The organism is Arthrobacter sp. NicSoilB11, assembly GCF_019977375.1.
Lineage (GTDB): Bacteria > Actinomycetota > Actinomycetes > Actinomycetales > Micrococcaceae > Arthrobacter.
In genome coordinates this window covers 3,197,770-3,212,403 of record NZ_AP024657.1, presented here as the reverse complement: position 1 = coordinate 3,212,403, position 14,634 = coordinate 3,197,770, and the positions used below count along the sequence as shown (strand labels likewise).

The following is a 14,634-nucleotide window of genomic DNA, read 5'->3' as shown; positions in this document are numbered from 1 at the left end:
GAGGCGCGCCGCCGGAGGCATGGGGAGAACTGCCCGCTAGCTACTGCGGCCGGTTGGGCGGCGGGATAGCCGTAGCGCCACAACGGCCACGACGGCGCCCGCCGCCAGTGCGACCAAGGCCAGGACCGCTGCCCCGTTCCTTCCGGCCATGGTGGCCTGTCGCGTCCTGCCGCCGGTGACCTCGTTGGCGGGAATGTGCCACTCGGACGGAGCCGGAAGGATCCCCTGCGGCAGTTGGGTCTCGCGCAGTTTCCGTCGGGCGGCCAGCCGCTCCCGCACCGTCTCATCGGGGGCAGCCTCCAGATCGTCGGCGGCGATGGCTGTTGGGTAGTCGATGATGTAGGGCTCACCGTAGAACGCCGACGACGCCACGGACTCCACCCAGGTGAACGGTGGTGGGGCAACGTCCCGCGCGGTGAACGCGGTCAGCAGCATCTCCCGGATTTCCTCAAGGCTCTTGCCCGTGGCCCCGCGGCGAGTCACGTCGAAGATGGCCAGTTGCAGCTTCAATTTGGCATCCCCGTCAGGATCGTGCGCCTCCGGGTCCACCACCGCGGGGTCTTGCCCGGTTGGATCCACGTCCAGGGGTTCCCCGCCGGCGTAGTTGGTGCGTCCAGGATCGGAGCTCATGGATTCCTCTCAATCGTGGTCCGGCCGTGCCTGGCTGGACGCCACACCGTAGCCTTACCCATCGCGGTCCGGATCAAGCACCCGTTGACCTGCCGTGGCAAGCCTCAGTGCCCCCGGTGGTCCTGGATGGTCATCCGCGGGCCAAAAGTGGGCTTGCGGTAACCGGTGCTCTGGATCATCCGGACCACGCGCTGCCGGTGCCCCCGCCAGGGTTCCAGCAGCCGGAGCATCCCGGCGTCGTCCGTCCTGCGTCCGGTGAGCGCCGCCCCCACGTAGGCGGCGAGGTGGTAGTCGCCCACGGAGATCGAATCCGGGCAGCCGTGGGTGCGCTGCACAACCTCGGCGGCGGTCCATACCCCGATGCCCGGAATGACCTGCATCTTCCCGGCAGCCTCCGCGGCCGGCAGCGCGGCGAGCCGTTCAAGTGCGGCGGCGGAGCGCAGCGCGCGCATGACGGTGGCTGAGCGCTGGGGACCCACGCCGGCCCTGTGCCACTCCCAACTGGGAACCTGCAGCCACTGCGCTGCCGTTGGCGCCACCACCAGCCCGGCCGGGGTGGACGTACCGGCCCGGGGCGCCGGGGTTCCGTACCGGTGCACCAGGTAGCGGTAGGCGCGCCGCGCCTCAATGACCGTCACCTTCTGCTCCAGGATGATCGGCACCAGCTGGTCCACCATGCGGCCGCTGGACGGCAGCCGCACCGCCAGGCTGCGCCGCCGGGCCTCCCGGACCATGTGGGGCAGTGTGGCATGGAAGGAGGGTTCGTCGAAACCCCGCCAGTCGTCGTCGTCCCCCAGGAGCCGGGGCGCTGCCCTGACGGCGGCCGCGGCGCCGGGACCCCAGGCCTGGATGTCCACCAAGGGGCCGTCTGCTGCCTCGCCGCCCGCCGGGGCGAGCCGCATGGTTGCCGGACCGGCCGGCGTCGTAAACGCATTCCAGATAACGTCGCCTTGAACGCAGAAGGAAGGATCACTGTTGCCCCGCAGAAGAGGCGCAAGCGTGCGGGAAAGGCTGTACGGGGCCTCCGGATACCACCGCAGGGACACGTCCGCCGCGGCTGCCACCCGGGGAGGTGCCTCTGCGATCGTCATGCCTTCAATCGTCCCACGGACCACTGACAGCGGCGGGACAACCAGCCGGCCCATAAGCCAGCCGGGGGAGGAAAACGGCCGGAAGCAAAGGTAGAACGGCCCTAATTCGCCGCCCGGGCAAAACCTAGAATCCACCCTGTGGCGCGGAACAGACTGCGCCGCAACCCGACACGGCAGGAGGGCCATGATGGGCGGAGTGGTGCATTTCGAAATCCCCGCGGACGACCAGGACCGGGCCAGCAAGTTCTACCGGGAAGCCTTGGGCTGGCGGATCGAACCAGTGCCAGGGATGGACTACAGCATGGTCATCACCGCGGACATGGATGACAACGGCCAGCCGGTGGCCGCCGGTGCCATCAACGGGGGCATGATGGCCAGGGAGGGGGAGATCACCAACCCGGTGGTCACGGTGGACGTCCCGGACATCAATGCCACCCTCAAGAGGGTGGAGGAACTGGGTGGATCAGTGGTGGTACCGAAGAACGAAATTCCCGGCATGGGCTACACGGCCTACTTCAGGGATTCCGAGGGCAACGTGATGGGCCTCTGGGAGAATCTCCCGGCCGAAGGGGACGCCCAGCGCGGCTGACAGCCTTCGCTGTACGGTGCCGTTTCACGGGTGCCGGTCCGGGGCTGCCGTTTCACGGCGGCCCGGCCGTTTCACGGCGTGCCGGAAACCAGCCACAGCGCCAGGACGGCCAGCGGCACCGTCAGCACCACGGCCACCAGGCCCGCCAGGGCGAACCCGCCCCACCGGATGGGGACGTTCAGCACCCGCAGCCGCTCATGCCAGAGCAGGGTGGCCAGCGACGCCCACGGAGTCACCAGCGGCCCAAGGTTCACTCCGATGAGCAGTGCCGCAAGCCTTGCCGGCGATCCCGCCACCGGTTCCAGTGCCAGGTAGGCGGGCAGGTTGTTGGCGGCGTTGGCGGCACCGGCACCCAGCCCGGCCAGCTGCAGGAGCGCAGGCAGGCTCTCACCGGAACCGGCAACACCCGCCAGCAGTGCGGTCAGGCCGTGCGCGTGCAGCGCTTCCATGAGCATGAACAGGCCCACCGTCAGCATCAGCGGCCGCCATGGCACCATTGACCACCGCAGGACGGACGGCCGGCGGCGCAGGAAGACCACCAGGAGGAAGGCCGCGGCTGCCAGTGCCGGATACTGCACCGGCACTCCGGACACCAGCGCAGGCAACAGGACCAGGAGCGTGACGGCAGCGGCCTTCAACAGGGTGCGGTCGCGGATGGGATGCGCAGGCTGCGGCCCGTATGTTCCGCGCAGGTCCCGCCGGAAAGCCAGCCACAACAGGACCAGGGGGACCAGCAGGCCCACCAGGGCAGGCGCCCACACCAGCCCCGCAAAACGCCAGGGGCTCAGGCCCAGCCGGTCCTGGGCCAGGAGGTTGGTGAGGTTGGAAACGGGAAGCAGCAGTGAAGCGGTATTGGCCAGCCAGATGCTGGTCAGCGCAAACGGCAGCGGCGGGATCCGGGCATGGACGGCCAGCAGGACCACCACGGGCGTCACCAGCACCGCCGTCGTATCCAGGGACAGGAACACGGTGGACACCGTGGCCACCGCCACCACCAGCAGCCACAGCTGGAAGACCCGGCCACGGCCCAGGGCCGCCAGCCTGTCCGTCACCACCCGGAACAGTCCTGCCTCGTCCACCAGTTCGGTGACCAGGGACATGGCCAGCACGAAGGCCAGGATGGGAATGGTCCGGGAAGAAAGCTCCCCGAACGCGGGCAGGGGGAGCGCACCGAGTGCCAGGGTGGCTATACCTGCTGCCAGCGTTCCGCCGGGCAGCAGGTAGCTCCGGGCGGCTTTCAGCCATGCGAACTGCTTCACCGGCCTATCCTCGCATCCCGCACCGGGGCGGGCGCGCAGGAAGCGGTAGCTTAGTACCTATGAAGTACGCCCAGTCCATCCTGGACCTCATCGGCAATACCCCGCTCATCAAACTCAACCACGTGACCGACGGCCTCAAGGCCACCATCCTGGTCAAACTTGAGTACCTGAATCCGGGCGGATCCATCAAGGACCGCATCGCCGCGCAGATGATCGAGGACGCCGAGCGCGAGGGCAAGCTGAAGCCCGGCGGCACCATTGTGGAGCCCACCTCCGGCAACACCGGCGTGGGCCTGGCCCTGGTGGCGCAGCAGAAGGGCTACAAGTGCATCTTCGTGGTCCCGGACAAGGTGGGCGAGGACAAGCGTGCGGTGCTGCAGGCGTACGGCGCGGAAGTGGTGGTCACGCCCACCTCCGTTCCGCCGGACAGCCCGCAAAGCTACTACGGCGTCTCGGACCGCATCACCCGGGAGACGCCGGGCGCCTACAAGCCGGACCAGTTCTCCAATCCCGCCGCCCCGGGCAGCCACTACAAGACCACCGGCCCGGAGATCTGGCGCGATACCGACGGCAAGGTAACGCACTGCGTTATCGGCGCGGGCACGGGCGGCACCATCACCGGCACCGGGCGGTACCTCAAGGAGGTTTCGGCGGACCGGCCGGAGTCCGACGGCGGCGTGGTCAAGATCATCGGCGCGGACCCCGCGGGCTCGGTCTACTCCGGCGGGACCGGGCGCCCCTACTTCGTGGAGGGCGTTGGCGAGGACATGTGGCCGGCCAACTACGACAAGTCGGTCCCGGACGAGGTGATCGCCGTCAGCGACGCCGATTCCTTCGCCATGACCCGCCGGCTGGCGCGGGAGGAGGGACTGCTGGTGGGCGGCTCCTCCGGGATGGCCGTGGTAGCCGCGCTGCAGGCGGCCCGGGACCTGCCGGAAAGCGCCGTCGTCGTGGTCATCCTCCCAGACTCAGGACGCGGCTACCTGGCCAAGATCTTCAACGACCAGTGGATGCGCTCCTATGGTTTCCTCTCCGGCGGCGAGGAAACCTCCGTGGGGGAGGTCATCAAGTCCAAGAACGGCGAACTGCCGGACCTGGTGCACATCCACCCCAACGAGTCTGTCCGCGACGTCATCAACATCATGAACGAGTTCGGCGTCAGCCACATCCCGGTCCTGTCCCAGGAACCGCCCGTGGTCATGGGCGAGGTCCTCGGCGCCGTGGACGAGCGCACACTGACTGCCAAACTGTTCCGGGGCGAGGCCAAGCTGACGGACAAGATCTCCGAGCATATGGGACCCAAGCTGCCCGTCATCGGATCGCTGGAAACCATCTCTGCCGCCAGGGAACTGCTGTCTGACACGGACACCCTGATGGTCACGTTCGTGGGTGCGCCCGTTGGCATCCTCACCCGGCACGACCTGCTGGCCTACCTCAGCAACTGATCTGCGTTACCCGCAAAGGAGCACCATGTCCCTGCCTGAAAACCAAGGTTTCAACACCCGCGCCGTCCACGCCGGCCAGGACTTCGAGCCCCGCACCGGAGCCGTGGTGCCGCCGCTGCACTTCAGTTCCACCTATGCCCAGGACGGGATCGGGGGACTGCGCAGCGGCTACGAATACGGGCGCGGCGGAAACCCCACCCGGGACGCGCTGCAGGAACAGCTCGCGTCGCTGGAACTGGGCACCTCCGCCTACAGCTTCAGCTCCGGCCTGGCCGCGGAGGACGCCCTGATCCGCGCGCTGACCCGCCCCGGGGACCACATCGTGCTGGGCAATGACGCCTACGGTGGCACGTACCGGCTGATCAGCCGGGTGCTCGGCGACTGGGGAATTGGCAACACCCCCGTGGACATGGCCAACCTGGACATGGTCCGCGACGCCGTGGCCTCCCATAAGACCCGCTTCCTGTGGGTGGAGACACCCTCCAATCCGCTGATGAAGATCACCGACATCGCAGCGCTCGCGGACATAGCGCACAACGCCGGGGCCCTCCTGGTGGTCGACAACACCTTCGCGTCCCCCTACCTGCAGACCCCGCTCGCCCTGGGTGCGGACGTGGTGGTCCACTCCACCACCAAGTACATCGGCGGCCACTCCGACGTGGTGGGCGGCGCCGTCGTGGTGAAGGACGCCGAACTGGCGGAAAAGATCGGCTTCGTCCAGTTCGCCGTGGGCGCCGTGTCCGGGCCCATGGACGCCTTCCTGACCACCCGCGGACTGAAGACCCTGGGCGTCCGCATGGACCGGCACAGCGAGAACGGGCAGGCCGTGGCGGAGTGGCTGCTGGAACGCCCGGAGGTTGAGGCCGTCCTGTATCCGGGCCTGCCCAGCCACCCCGGCCATGAGCTCGCCAAAAAGCAGATGCGGAAGTTCGGCGGCATGGTCTCGGTGCAGTTCAAGGGCGGTGAGGCGGCGGCCCGGAAGGTGGCGGAGTCCACGTCCGTGTTCACGCTCGCCGAATCCCTGGGCGGGATCGAGTCGCTGATGAACTACCCCTCCGAGATGACCCACGCGTCCGTCAAGGGCACCGAGCTGGCTGTCCCGGTAAACCTGCTGCGGCTGTCCTGCGGCATCGAGGACGTGGAGGACCTGATCGCGGACCTGGACCAGGCGTTCTCGGCCATCCCGTAACCACGAAAGGGTCTGGCTTTCTTGAGGAAAGCCAGCTAGGGTTTTCCCTATGCCTCTTCGATCCGACTGGTCCCAACGCAGCTGCAGCATGGCCCGCGGCCTGGACATCCTGGGCGACCCATGGAGCATCCTGGTGCTGCGCGAGGTCTTCTTTGGGAATGGCCGCTTCGACGCCATGAAAAGCCGGCTGGAAGTGGCGGACTCGGTGCTCACCAAACGCCTGGCAGGCCTGGTTGAGTCCGGGCTGCTGGCCAGGAAGGCCTACGACGACGGCGGCCGCACACGCCAGGAGTACGTCCTCACCCCCAAGGGTGAGGACGCCCTGCCGGTGCTGAACGCAGTCACCATCTGGGCGGAAAAACACCTGCCCGCGCCGTCGGACCAGGCCCACCTTTACGTGATCCACACCGGCTGCGGGAAACCCACCACCTCGGCGGACACCTGCACCGAATGCGGCGCGCGGCTGACGGCGGCCAACACCAGCTGGCACAGCCGGTCCAGGTCCGATCAACCCATCCGGCTGTCCACCGCATCCGGGAAGGGAGCGGCATCGTGAGCACCCTGCCCGAGGAAACGGCCGGAACTCCCTCGCAGACCACCGTTCTTCAGGCGCCCGGACCTCGACGCCGCCTGCACCCGGCCTGGATCGTCGCCGCCGTGGCATTCCTTGCCTTGGTTGGGGCAGCCGGATTCCGGGCCGCCCCGGGCGTCCTCATGGTGCCGCTCCAGCAGGAGTTCGGCTGGTCCACCACCGTGCTCTCGGCGGCCGTCAGCATCAACCTGGTGCTGTTCGGCCTCTCGGCTCCGTTTGCCGCCGCCCTGATGGAGCGGTTCGGCATCCGGGCCGTCACATCAACAGCCCTGGTCCTGATCGGCATGGGCAGCGCGCTGACCGTGCTGGTCAACCAGTCATGGCAGATCCTCCTCACCTGGGGGCTGCTGATCGGGCTCGGCACCGGCTCCATGGCACTGGTCTTCGCCGCCACCATCGCCAACACGTGGTTTACGAAAAGCCGGGGCCTGGTCATCGGCATCCTGACGGCCGGCAGCGCCGCCGGCCAGCTGGTCTTCCTGCCCTTCATCGCCCTCCTCGCGCAGGATCCCGGGTGGCGCCAGGCCTCCCTGCTGATCGCTGCCGGGGCGCTTGCCGTGGTCCCGCTGGTGCTGAAGTTCCTCAAGAACTCGCCGGCCGACGTCGGGGTGCTGCCCTACGGCGCGGAAGGGCCAGCCATTGAAGAACAGGCTGGTTCCCAGGCAGCGGTTCCGGAAGGCGCCCCGCGCAGCAACGCCGCCGTCCGGGCGCTCCAGGTCCTCAAGCGCGCCAGCAGGGTGCGCACGTTCTGGGCGCTCGCGGCCGGTTTCGCCATCTGCGGCGCCACCACCAACGGCCTGATCGGCACCCACTTCATCCCCTCCGCCCATGACCACGGCATGCCCGAAACCACGGCCGCGGGCCTGCTGGCCGTCGTCGGAATCTTCGACATTGTCGGGACCATCGCCTCGGGCTGGCTGACGGACCGCTTCAACCCCCGCGTCCTGCTCGCCGTTTACTACCAGTTCCGCGGCAGCGGGCTGCTGGTGCTGCCGCTGCTGCTGAATGCAGACGTGCAGCCCAGCATGATCGTGTTCGTGGTGATCTACGGATTGGACTGGGTGGCCACCGTTCCGCCCACGGCCGCCATCTGCCGTGAAACGTTCGGTGCTGACGGCAGTGTGGTGTTCGGATGGGTCTTCGCCGCCCATCAGCTGGGCGCCGCCGCGGCGGCCATCGCGGCCGGGGCCCTGCGGGATGCCACCGGCCACTACACCTACGCCTGGCTGGGAGCCGCAGCCATGTGCACCATCGCTGCGGTCATCAGTGCCACCATCCGCCGGCACCACAGTTCGCGGGAAGCGGAGCCGGCAGCGGCTTGATCTGGGGCGCGGCTAGGCTGGTCGGATGGAACCCGTCGCACCCGCCCCTGTCCGTCCCGTTGCCCTGGTCACCGGCGTGGGACGGCTTGCCGGCATTGGGGCCGGCATTGCCCGGCAGCTCGCTGCGGACGGCTGGGACCTGGCCCTGTCCTACTGGGCCGACTACGACGCCCGCATGCCGTGGGGGAGCGAACCCGAGGACGTGGTCCGCCTCACGGCCGAGCTGGAAGCGATTGGAGCCAAGGTCCAGGTCCTGTCGGCAGACCTCCAGGATCCCGGCGTCCCGGACAGGCTGGTGGCCGAGGCCAGGCAGCTGGCGGGCCCGCTGCAGGGCCTGGTGCTCAGCCACGCTGAATCGGTGGATTCGGGCGTGCTGGACACCAGTATCGAATCCTTTGACCGCCACTTCGCCGTCAACACACGCGCCAGCTGGCAGCTGATCGCCGCCTTTTCGCGGCAGGCACCGGACGACGGCGGCGCGATCGTTGCGCTGACCAGTGACCATACGGCGTTCAACCTTCCGTACGGTGCCTCGAAGGGTGCCCTGGACCGGATCGTCATCGCTGCCGCCCGCGAGCTGGGTCCGCAGGGGATCTCGGCCAACGTGCTCAACCCGGGGCCGGTGGACACCGGCTGGATGTCCCCGGAGGTCCGCCGGGAGCTCACCGCGCGCCAGCCCACCGGGAGGCTCGGCACCCCGGCCGATGTCGCCGGCACCGTCGCGTTCCTCCTGTCCCCGGCCGGCCGCTGGGTATCCGGGCAGCTGATCAAGGCGGACGGCGGCTTCTCGGCCTGAGTGCCCTGTACCCCTCTCCCCACGCCCTCCCAACTGACTCGCAGTAGATGCCGTTTTGGGCCCCCAAAACGGCATCTACTGCTAGCTGGTTGGGGGAGGGGTCAGTGAAAGGCGTCCAGGCCGGTGATGTGCCGGCCAAGGATCAGGGTGTGCACCTCGTCCGTGCCCTCATAGGTGCGGACCGACTCCAGGTTCGCGGCGTGCCGCAGCGGTGAATAGTCCGTGGTGATGCCGTTGCCGCCCAGGATGGACCGCGCCTCCCGGGCCACGGCAATCGCCTCGCGGACGTTGTTCAGCTTGGCCAGCGAAATCTGCTCCGGCCGGATGCTTCCGGCGTCCTTCAGCCGGCCCAGGTGCAGCGCCAGCAGGGTGCCCTTCTGGATTTCCACCAGCATGTTCACCAGCTTCTCCTGCGTGAGCTGGTAGCCGGCCAGCGGCCTGCCGAACTGCAGCCGCTCCTGCGAGTACGCCAGGGCGGCTTCGTAGGAATCCCGGGCGGCGCCCATGGCACCCCAGGCGATGCCGTACCGGGCCTCATTCAGGCAGGTGAACGGCCCACGCAGCCCCCGCGCTCCCGGGAGCAGGGCCTCGGGACCCAGCCGGACGTCGTCGAACACCACATCGCACTGGATGGAGGCGCGCATGGACAGCTTCTGCCGGATAGGCGTGGCAGTCACGCCGGGGGTGCCCGCCGGAACAAGGAAGCCGTGGACGCCGTCGTCCGTCATGGCCCAGACGACCATCACCCCGGCCACTGAGGCGAGCCCGATCCAGCGCTTGGCACCGTTGAGCACCCAGCCGGCGTCATCCCCGCTGCCGTCCCGCTCCGCGAAAGTGGCCATGGAGGCGGGATCTGAACCCGCCGTTGGCTCGGTCAGGGCGAAGCACCCGATGACCTCCCCGGCCGCCATCCGGGGCAGCCACTCCTGCTTCTGCTCCTCGGATCCCCAGGTATGGATGGCCGTCATGGCCAGCGAGCCCTGGACGGACACGAAGGTGCGGATGCCGGAATCGCCGGCCTCCAGCTCCATGGCCGCCAGGCCGTATTCGACGGCGGACCGGCCCGGGCAGCCATAGCCGTCCAGGTGCATCCCCAGGACGCCCAGCTCACCCAGTTCCGTCGCGAGGTCGAGGGGAAAGACGGCGTCCTCATACCAGCGGGCGATGTCCGGTTTGATCCGCTGCCGGGTGAAGTCGCGGACCTTTTGCCGGAGCTCCAGTTCGTCCGCGGACAGCAGGGAGTCGAGGTCCAGGACATCGGACGGGCCCGCGGTCACGGCTTCACCCGGCATTTTTTCACCAGTCATTTCTTCACCTGGAAGTATCTGCGGGTGGACGGCATGAAACGGCACGCGGCCGCGAGGACCACGCCCAGCGCCAGCAGCAGCACCCCGCTCACAAAGGCGCCGCCGACACCGAAGATTTGGGTGTCGCCGTACGCCGGGTCCCACATCTGGACCGCCGAGATGAAGAAGGCGGCGGTCAGGAGCAGCGCGCCGGCGAGGGGGAGGATGCCGCGGAACCAGAGGTTGCGCGCCGATGCCCGCAGGGTTCCGCGGAAGTACCAGAAACAGGCGAAGCCGGTCAGGGCGTAGTAGAACGCGATGAACAGGCTGATGGCACTGATGGAGTCCGCCAGCAGGTTCTCGCTCAGGAAGCTCATGGCCACGTAGTAGGCCGCGGCGGCGCCTCCCATCACCTGGGTGGAAAATCCCGGGGTCTGATTGCGCGGATGCACCTCTGCGAACTTTGCCGGCAGCGCGCCGTGGACCCCCATGGAGAGGGTCCCGCGGGCCGTGGGCAGGATGGTGGTCTGGGTGGAGGACAGCACCGAGGCAAGAACCGCGACGACGATCAGCCAGCCCCACGGGCCCAGCACCACGTCCTTCATGGCCAGGAACACATCGTCCTGGTTGGCCTCGTTGCCCAGGCCGATTCCTTCCGAGCCCACGGTGGCGTACATCATCACCAGCAGTGCCACGGAAACGTAGATTGCCACCAGGACGAACGCCGAGATCACGGCGCCGCGGCCGGGTGTGGTGGACGGGTTCTCGGTCTCCTCGTTCACGGCCAGGCAGGTGTCCCAGCCCCAATAGATGAACAGGGCAAGGAGGGCGCCGTGTACTACGGCGCCGGGGTCGGCAAAGGCGCCGGCCGGGTTGAACCATTCCAGGTCAAAGGCCTGCCCTTCCGGTGCCCCGCCCACGATCCGCACCACGATGGCCAGTGCGAAAATGCCCAGCGCAATGTACTGCACGTAGGTCAGCACGCGCTGGACGTGCTCGCCGAGCCGGATCCCGCGGTAGTTCACCAAGGTCATGAGGATGATGAACAGCAGCCCCGTGCCGGTGACCAGCAAGGTGTTCTCCGCCAGCGATCCGTCGCCCACCAGCAGCCAAAGATACTTCCCCGCTACCTGGGCGAGGTTGGCCAGGACCACGATTCCGGCCAGGGCCACGCCCCAGCCGCCCAGCCAGCCTGCCCAGGGGCCGAAGGCCTGGCGGGACCAGGTGAAGGTGGTGCCGCAGTCCGGGATGGCGCTGTTCAGCTCGCGGAACGCGTAGGCGATGAACAGGACCGGGATGAAGCCCAGCAGCAGGATCAGGGGAGTGTAGTTGCCGTTGACTGCAACGATCAGGCCCAGGGTGGCGGCGAGGGAGTACACCGGCGCGGTGGAGGCCAGCCCCAGCATCACGGAGTCGCCCAGGTCCAGGATGCCGGCCCGCAGTCCCTTGGCCGGCACGGTGGTGCCGGTCCCGCGCCCGGGGCCGCCCGTCGTCGTCATGTCCGTGCTCATGCTGTCACCGGTTTCATAGAACGATTCCTGCCTTGGTGGAGTCCGCCACCGCCGAAAGCGGCGCCGGCGCGTCAATGGTGTTGGGGACGAAGCGGCAGAAGTAGTCCGTGACCGGCCCGTCCGATTCCCGGATGCCGCAGCCCACGGACTCGCCGTCCACCACCCAGAGGCCCAGCACCGGATGGTTGCCGTCGAAGTCCGGCAATGGGTGGTACTGCTGGTAGCACCAGCCCTCCCGCCCGTAGCCGCCGGGCTGCTCCAGGCTGATCCCGTCCGCGTGGATCCGGATGTTGTCGCCTTCACGGCCGTGGAGGGGCTTGCCCACCCACTCCTTCAGCGGCCCCGGATCCGTGAGGTACGCGGGCAGCAGGTTGGGATGGCCGGGGTACAGATGCCACAGGGCGGCCAGCAGGGCCTTGTTGGAGAGCAGCATCTTCCAGGCGGGTTCCACCCAGCGCGGGTTGTGCGCCCGCTCCAGCAGGCGGGGCCCGAACTCCTCCTTCATCATCAGCTCCCAGGGATAGAGCTTGAAGATGGTGTTGATCAGGAAGTTGTCCAGGTCCACGAAGCGGTTCAGGTTGGGGTCCCAGCCGATATCGGACATGTTGATCCCGATGGTGGTCCACCCCGCCTGGCCGGCGACGTCGCGCATGTACGCGGCGGTCATCCAGTCCTCGCCGGATTCCTCCACCTCGGAGTGGGCCACGTGGAGGGTGCTCATGCCGGTGCGGTACTGGAATTTCTTCCACTGCCGGATGAGGGCCTCGTGGATGCCGTTCCACTGGTCCTTCTCCGGAAACACGTCCTGGAGCCAGAACCATTGGGCGACGGCGGCCTCGATGAGTCCGGTGGGGGTGTCGGCGTTGTATTCGAGCATCTTGGCCGGCCCGCCCCGGCCGTCGTAGATGAAGTCGAACCGGCCGTAAACATCCACGTCGCCGGCCTGCAGCGATGCGGCCGCCAGTTCCAGTGCCTGGGGGCCGATGCCGATGCTGCCCATGGCGCCGGTGGCCAGGAACTTCGCGGCTTCCAGGCACATCCGGTGCATCTCCTCGGCCACCACTTCAAGGGTCTCCACCTCGTCCATGGTGAACTCGTAGTACGCGGATTCGTTCCAGTACTCGATCCGGCGCCCGTCGTCCATGGTGGTGGTGGAGAACACCAGGCCCTGCTCTTCGATCTTCTGCTTCCAGCCCGGCCGGGGTTCGGACAACATCCTCTTCATCCGTCAGCCCCCCGAGACCTTGCCGCCGCCACCGCTTGAGCCGCTCTTGGCGCTGGAGCCGAAACCGCCGCGGCTGACCGTGCCGCCCTGGCTGCTGTACCCCGTGGAGGCCTTTGCGCCGCTGGGGACGGTGCGCGTGTAGTTGGGCGCGGTGGACCGGTTCTGGCCAATGGGCGGAACACTTGCCCCGCGGGAGTAGAAGTACCAGGCGTAGATGCCGCCCCCGCGGCCCGCCGAACTGTCGCAGTTGGTGTCCGCCACGCGCTCGCCGGTTTCGTCGTTGAAGCACACCTGCGCGTACTCGGGATCATCCTCATTGCTGGCCACAACGGCTGTGATGGTCCCGGCCAGGAGGGCTGTCACGCCCAGGCCCACCACCACGGTGCGCCGCTGGGAACGCTTCTTCCGTGCGGCCGCGTCATTGAGCTGCTTTTCCCGCTCCCGCGCGAACGGGTCGACAGGTGTGACCGGTTCATTGAGGAGTTCGGGGCGCAGGTCCGGCTTGGGGACCTGCCAGGGCGGAGGCTTGGCGGTGCTGCTGCCGGTTCCCGGTTGCGGCCGGCCGGACGCGCCGTGCTCCACTTCGGAAGCGTTGTCCGGCTCCTTGCTGGGATCCTCGTTCGGGTCCATGGTGTTTGAATCCACAGCGTCCCCTTCAGTTGTCCACGTGAATTGGGCACAGCGCTGCACCCCCAATTGCAATCCTCGGATCAGCGTAATCCCTGGGCAGGCCGGCTGCGAGTAAAACCGCGCTCGACGGCAGGGGAGAACTGCCCATCCCCGCGCCGCAGGGAGCCCGCCGCGGGGGAACCCTAGACTGGATGCCATGGAATCTGGTTCTGTCCTTGCTGTCTGCCGCGTCCACCAGCTCATCGCGGACCAGGGAAACGTTGGCGTGACGGCCATCGACAAGCGCCCGGCGGACGGCCCGGTGAAGGTCCACAAGCTGGGCCTGCGCGGAGATATCCAGGCCAACCGGGTGCACCACGGCGGAGAGGACCAGGCCGTCTACGCCTATTCCCAGGCCGACGCCGACTTCTGGGCGCGCACCCTGGGACGCGAACTGCCGCCGGGCATGTTTGGTGAGAACCTGCGGGTGGCCGGCATCGAAGCCACCCACGCCGTCATCGGGGAGCGCTGGAAGGTGGGGGCCGACGTCGAACTCGAGGTCACCTCCCCGCGCGTCCCCTGCGCCACGTTCCAGCGCCGGATGAAGGAACCGCAGTGGGTGAAGCGGTTCACCGAGGAGGGGCGGGTGGGGACCTACCTGCGCGTCATCCGCACCGGCAGCATCCGCGCCGGCGACCCCATCCAGCGGACCTTCGTGCCGCGCCACGGCATCACGATCGGCCAGTGGTTCAGTGAGCCGGACGCGGAGGTCATCGAGGCGCTCCGCAGTGCAGAGTCCGACGGCGAGATCCGGCTCCAGGACGAATACCACACCAAGTTTGGGCTGCTGCTGCGGCGGCTGGGGCAGTAGCACCCCTGCCCAGGGCGGGCTGTGTGCGCAAGCTCACCGCCGTCGTCGGGCATTGAATTGGCGGTCAATGGCGTCCGTACCTTACACTTGAAATATCCCCCACTCCGGAAATCCCTTATTCCTGCCCAATTTTTGAGGCAGGACTGGCAAGTGTTGGGGCCCGCACAAGCGATGCGGGCATTTTCATAGGGAGAGCCGGCTAAAGAAAACGCTGTACAG

14 protein-coding genes are annotated in these 14,634 nt (G+C 68.0%); 7 read left to right on the top strand and 7 right to left on the bottom strand.

The annotated features are described in order from the left end of the window. Nucleotides 1-36: 36 nt before the first annotated feature. Both LDO14_RS14920 and LDO14_RS14915 read right to left on the bottom strand, forming a co-directional pair. Nucleotides 37-630: a hypothetical protein gene (locus LDO14_RS14920; RefSeq protein ID WP_223992354.1), complete on the bottom strand. Its 594-nt coding sequence runs from the start codon at nt 628-630 to the stop codon at nt 37-39. Between the two features lie 104 nt (nt 631-734). Next, nucleotides 735-1,721, bottom strand: coding sequence for a 3-methyladenine DNA glycosylase (locus LDO14_RS14915; RefSeq protein ID WP_223992352.1), 987 nt, complete (start codon nt 1,719-1,721; stop codon nt 735-737). A gap of 184 nt (nt 1,722-1,905) precedes the next feature. Here LDO14_RS14915 and LDO14_RS14910 point away from each other — a divergent pair, with 184 nt between their 5' ends. Further along, nucleotides 1,906-2,310, top strand: coding sequence for a VOC family protein (locus tag LDO14_RS14910; RefSeq protein ID WP_018769056.1), 405 nt, complete (start codon nt 1,906-1,908; stop codon nt 2,308-2,310). Nucleotides 2,311-2,381: 71 nt separating this feature from the next. Here the strand turns inward: LDO14_RS14910 and LDO14_RS14905 are convergent, their stop codons facing one another. Further along, a complete protein-coding gene (locus tag LDO14_RS14905) occupies nt 2,382-3,569 on the bottom strand; it encodes an SLC13 family permease (protein ID WP_223992351.1) in 1,188 nt (395 codons plus the stop codon). A gap of 59 nt (nt 3,570-3,628) precedes the next feature. Between LDO14_RS14905 and LDO14_RS14900 the strand changes: the two genes are divergently transcribed. The 5 genes from LDO14_RS14900 to LDO14_RS14880 are packed head-to-tail and all read left to right on the top strand — an operon-like array spanning nt 3,629 to nt 8,913. Further along, the gene (locus LDO14_RS14900) at nt 3,629-5,014 is read left to right on the top strand and encodes a cystathionine beta-synthase (RefSeq protein WP_018769058.1); all 1,386 of its coding nucleotides are present in this window, start codon (nt 3,629-3,631) and stop codon (nt 5,012-5,014) included. Nucleotides 5,015-5,039: 25 nt separating this feature from the next. Next, entirely contained in the window at nt 5,040-6,203 is a 1,164-nt protein-coding gene (locus LDO14_RS14895) for a cystathionine gamma-synthase (RefSeq protein ID WP_223992350.1), read from the top strand. A 49-nt stretch (nt 6,204-6,252) separates the two neighbouring features. Then, the gene (locus tag LDO14_RS14890) at nt 6,253-6,759 is read left to right on the top strand and encodes a helix-turn-helix domain-containing protein (RefSeq protein WP_026265732.1); all 507 of its coding nucleotides are present in this window, start codon (nt 6,253-6,255) and stop codon (nt 6,757-6,759) included. Between the two features lie 5 nt (nt 6,760-6,764). Then, nucleotides 6,765-8,117: an MFS transporter gene (locus tag LDO14_RS14885; protein WP_223995264.1), complete on the top strand. Its 1,353-nt coding sequence runs from the start codon at nt 6,765-6,767 to the stop codon at nt 8,115-8,117. A 25-nt stretch (nt 8,118-8,142) separates the two neighbouring features. Next, nucleotides 8,143-8,913, top strand: a complete 771-nt coding sequence (locus LDO14_RS14880) for an SDR family oxidoreductase (protein WP_223992349.1) — start codon at nt 8,143-8,145, stop codon at nt 8,911-8,913. Nucleotides 8,914-9,014: 101 nt separating this feature from the next. Here the strand turns inward: LDO14_RS14880 and LDO14_RS14875 are convergent, their stop codons facing one another. From LDO14_RS14875 to LDO14_RS14860, 4 genes are read right to left on the bottom strand one after another with little or no spacing between them, the layout of a single operon-like run. Further along, nucleotides 9,015-10,220 carry an acyl-CoA dehydrogenase family protein gene (locus tag LDO14_RS14875; RefSeq protein WP_223992348.1) on the bottom strand — a complete coding sequence of 402 codons (1,206 nt, stop codon included), beginning with the start codon at nt 10,218-10,220 and terminating at the stop codon, nt 9,015-9,017. After that, nucleotides 10,217-11,710, bottom strand: coding sequence for an APC family permease (locus tag LDO14_RS14870; protein ID WP_223992347.1), 1,494 nt, complete (start codon nt 11,708-11,710; stop codon nt 10,217-10,219). The genes LDO14_RS14875 and LDO14_RS14870 overlap by 4 nt, the downstream gene beginning before the upstream one ends. 13 nt (nt 11,711-11,723) lie before the next feature. Then, nucleotides 11,724-12,935 carry a glutathionylspermidine synthase family protein gene (locus LDO14_RS14865; RefSeq protein WP_056393073.1) on the bottom strand — a complete coding sequence of 404 codons (1,212 nt, stop codon included), beginning with the start codon at nt 12,933-12,935 and terminating at the stop codon, nt 11,724-11,726. 3 nt (nt 12,936-12,938) lie between these two features. Next, a complete protein-coding gene (locus LDO14_RS14860; RefSeq protein ID WP_223992345.1) occupies nt 12,939-13,580 on the bottom strand; it encodes a Tat pathway signal protein in 642 nt (213 codons plus the stop codon). A 181-nt stretch (nt 13,581-13,761) separates the two neighbouring features. Between LDO14_RS14860 and LDO14_RS14855 the strand changes: the two genes are divergently transcribed. Continuing rightward, a complete protein-coding gene (locus LDO14_RS14855) occupies nt 13,762-14,415 on the top strand; it encodes an MOSC domain-containing protein (protein ID WP_223992343.1) in 654 nt (217 codons plus the stop codon). Nucleotides 14,416-14,634: the final 219 nt, after the last annotated feature.

What these genes read in the sequence shown, in the direction of transcription:
- LDO14_RS14920 (WP_223992354.1), bottom strand. Translation starts at nt 630, where the DNA reads ATGAGCTCCGATCCTGGACGCACCAACTACGCCGGCGGGGAACCCCTG.
- LDO14_RS14915 (WP_223992352.1), bottom strand. Translation starts at nt 1,721, where the DNA reads ATGACGATCGCAGAGGCACCTCCCCGGGTGGCAGCCGCGGCGGACGTG.
- LDO14_RS14910 (WP_018769056.1), top strand. Translation starts at nt 1,906, where the DNA reads ATGATGGGCGGAGTGGTGCATTTCGAAATCCCCGCGGACGACCAGGAC.
- LDO14_RS14900 (WP_018769058.1), top strand. Translation starts at nt 3,629, where the DNA reads ATGAAGTACGCCCAGTCCATCCTGGACCTCATCGGCAATACCCCGCTC.
- LDO14_RS14895 (WP_223992350.1), top strand. Translation starts at nt 5,040, where the DNA reads ATGTCCCTGCCTGAAAACCAAGGTTTCAACACCCGCGCCGTCCACGCC.
- LDO14_RS14890 (WP_026265732.1), top strand. Translation starts at nt 6,253, where the DNA reads ATGCCTCTTCGATCCGACTGGTCCCAACGCAGCTGCAGCATGGCCCGC.
- LDO14_RS14880 (WP_223992349.1), top strand. Translation starts at nt 8,143, where the DNA reads ATGGAACCCGTCGCACCCGCCCCTGTCCGTCCCGTTGCCCTGGTCACC.
- LDO14_RS14875 (WP_223992348.1), bottom strand. Translation starts at nt 10,220, where the DNA reads ATGACTGGTGAAAAAATGCCGGGTGAAGCCGTGACCGCGGGCCCGTCC.
- LDO14_RS14870 (WP_223992347.1), bottom strand. Translation starts at nt 11,710, where the DNA reads ATGAGCACGGACATGACGACGACGGGCGGCCCCGGGCGCGGGACCGGC.
- LDO14_RS14865 (WP_056393073.1), bottom strand. Translation starts at nt 12,935, where the DNA reads ATGAAGAGGATGTTGTCCGAACCCCGGCCGGGCTGGAAGCAGAAGATC.
- LDO14_RS14855 (WP_223992343.1), top strand. Translation starts at nt 13,762, where the DNA reads ATGGAATCTGGTTCTGTCCTTGCTGTCTGCCGCGTCCACCAGCTCATC.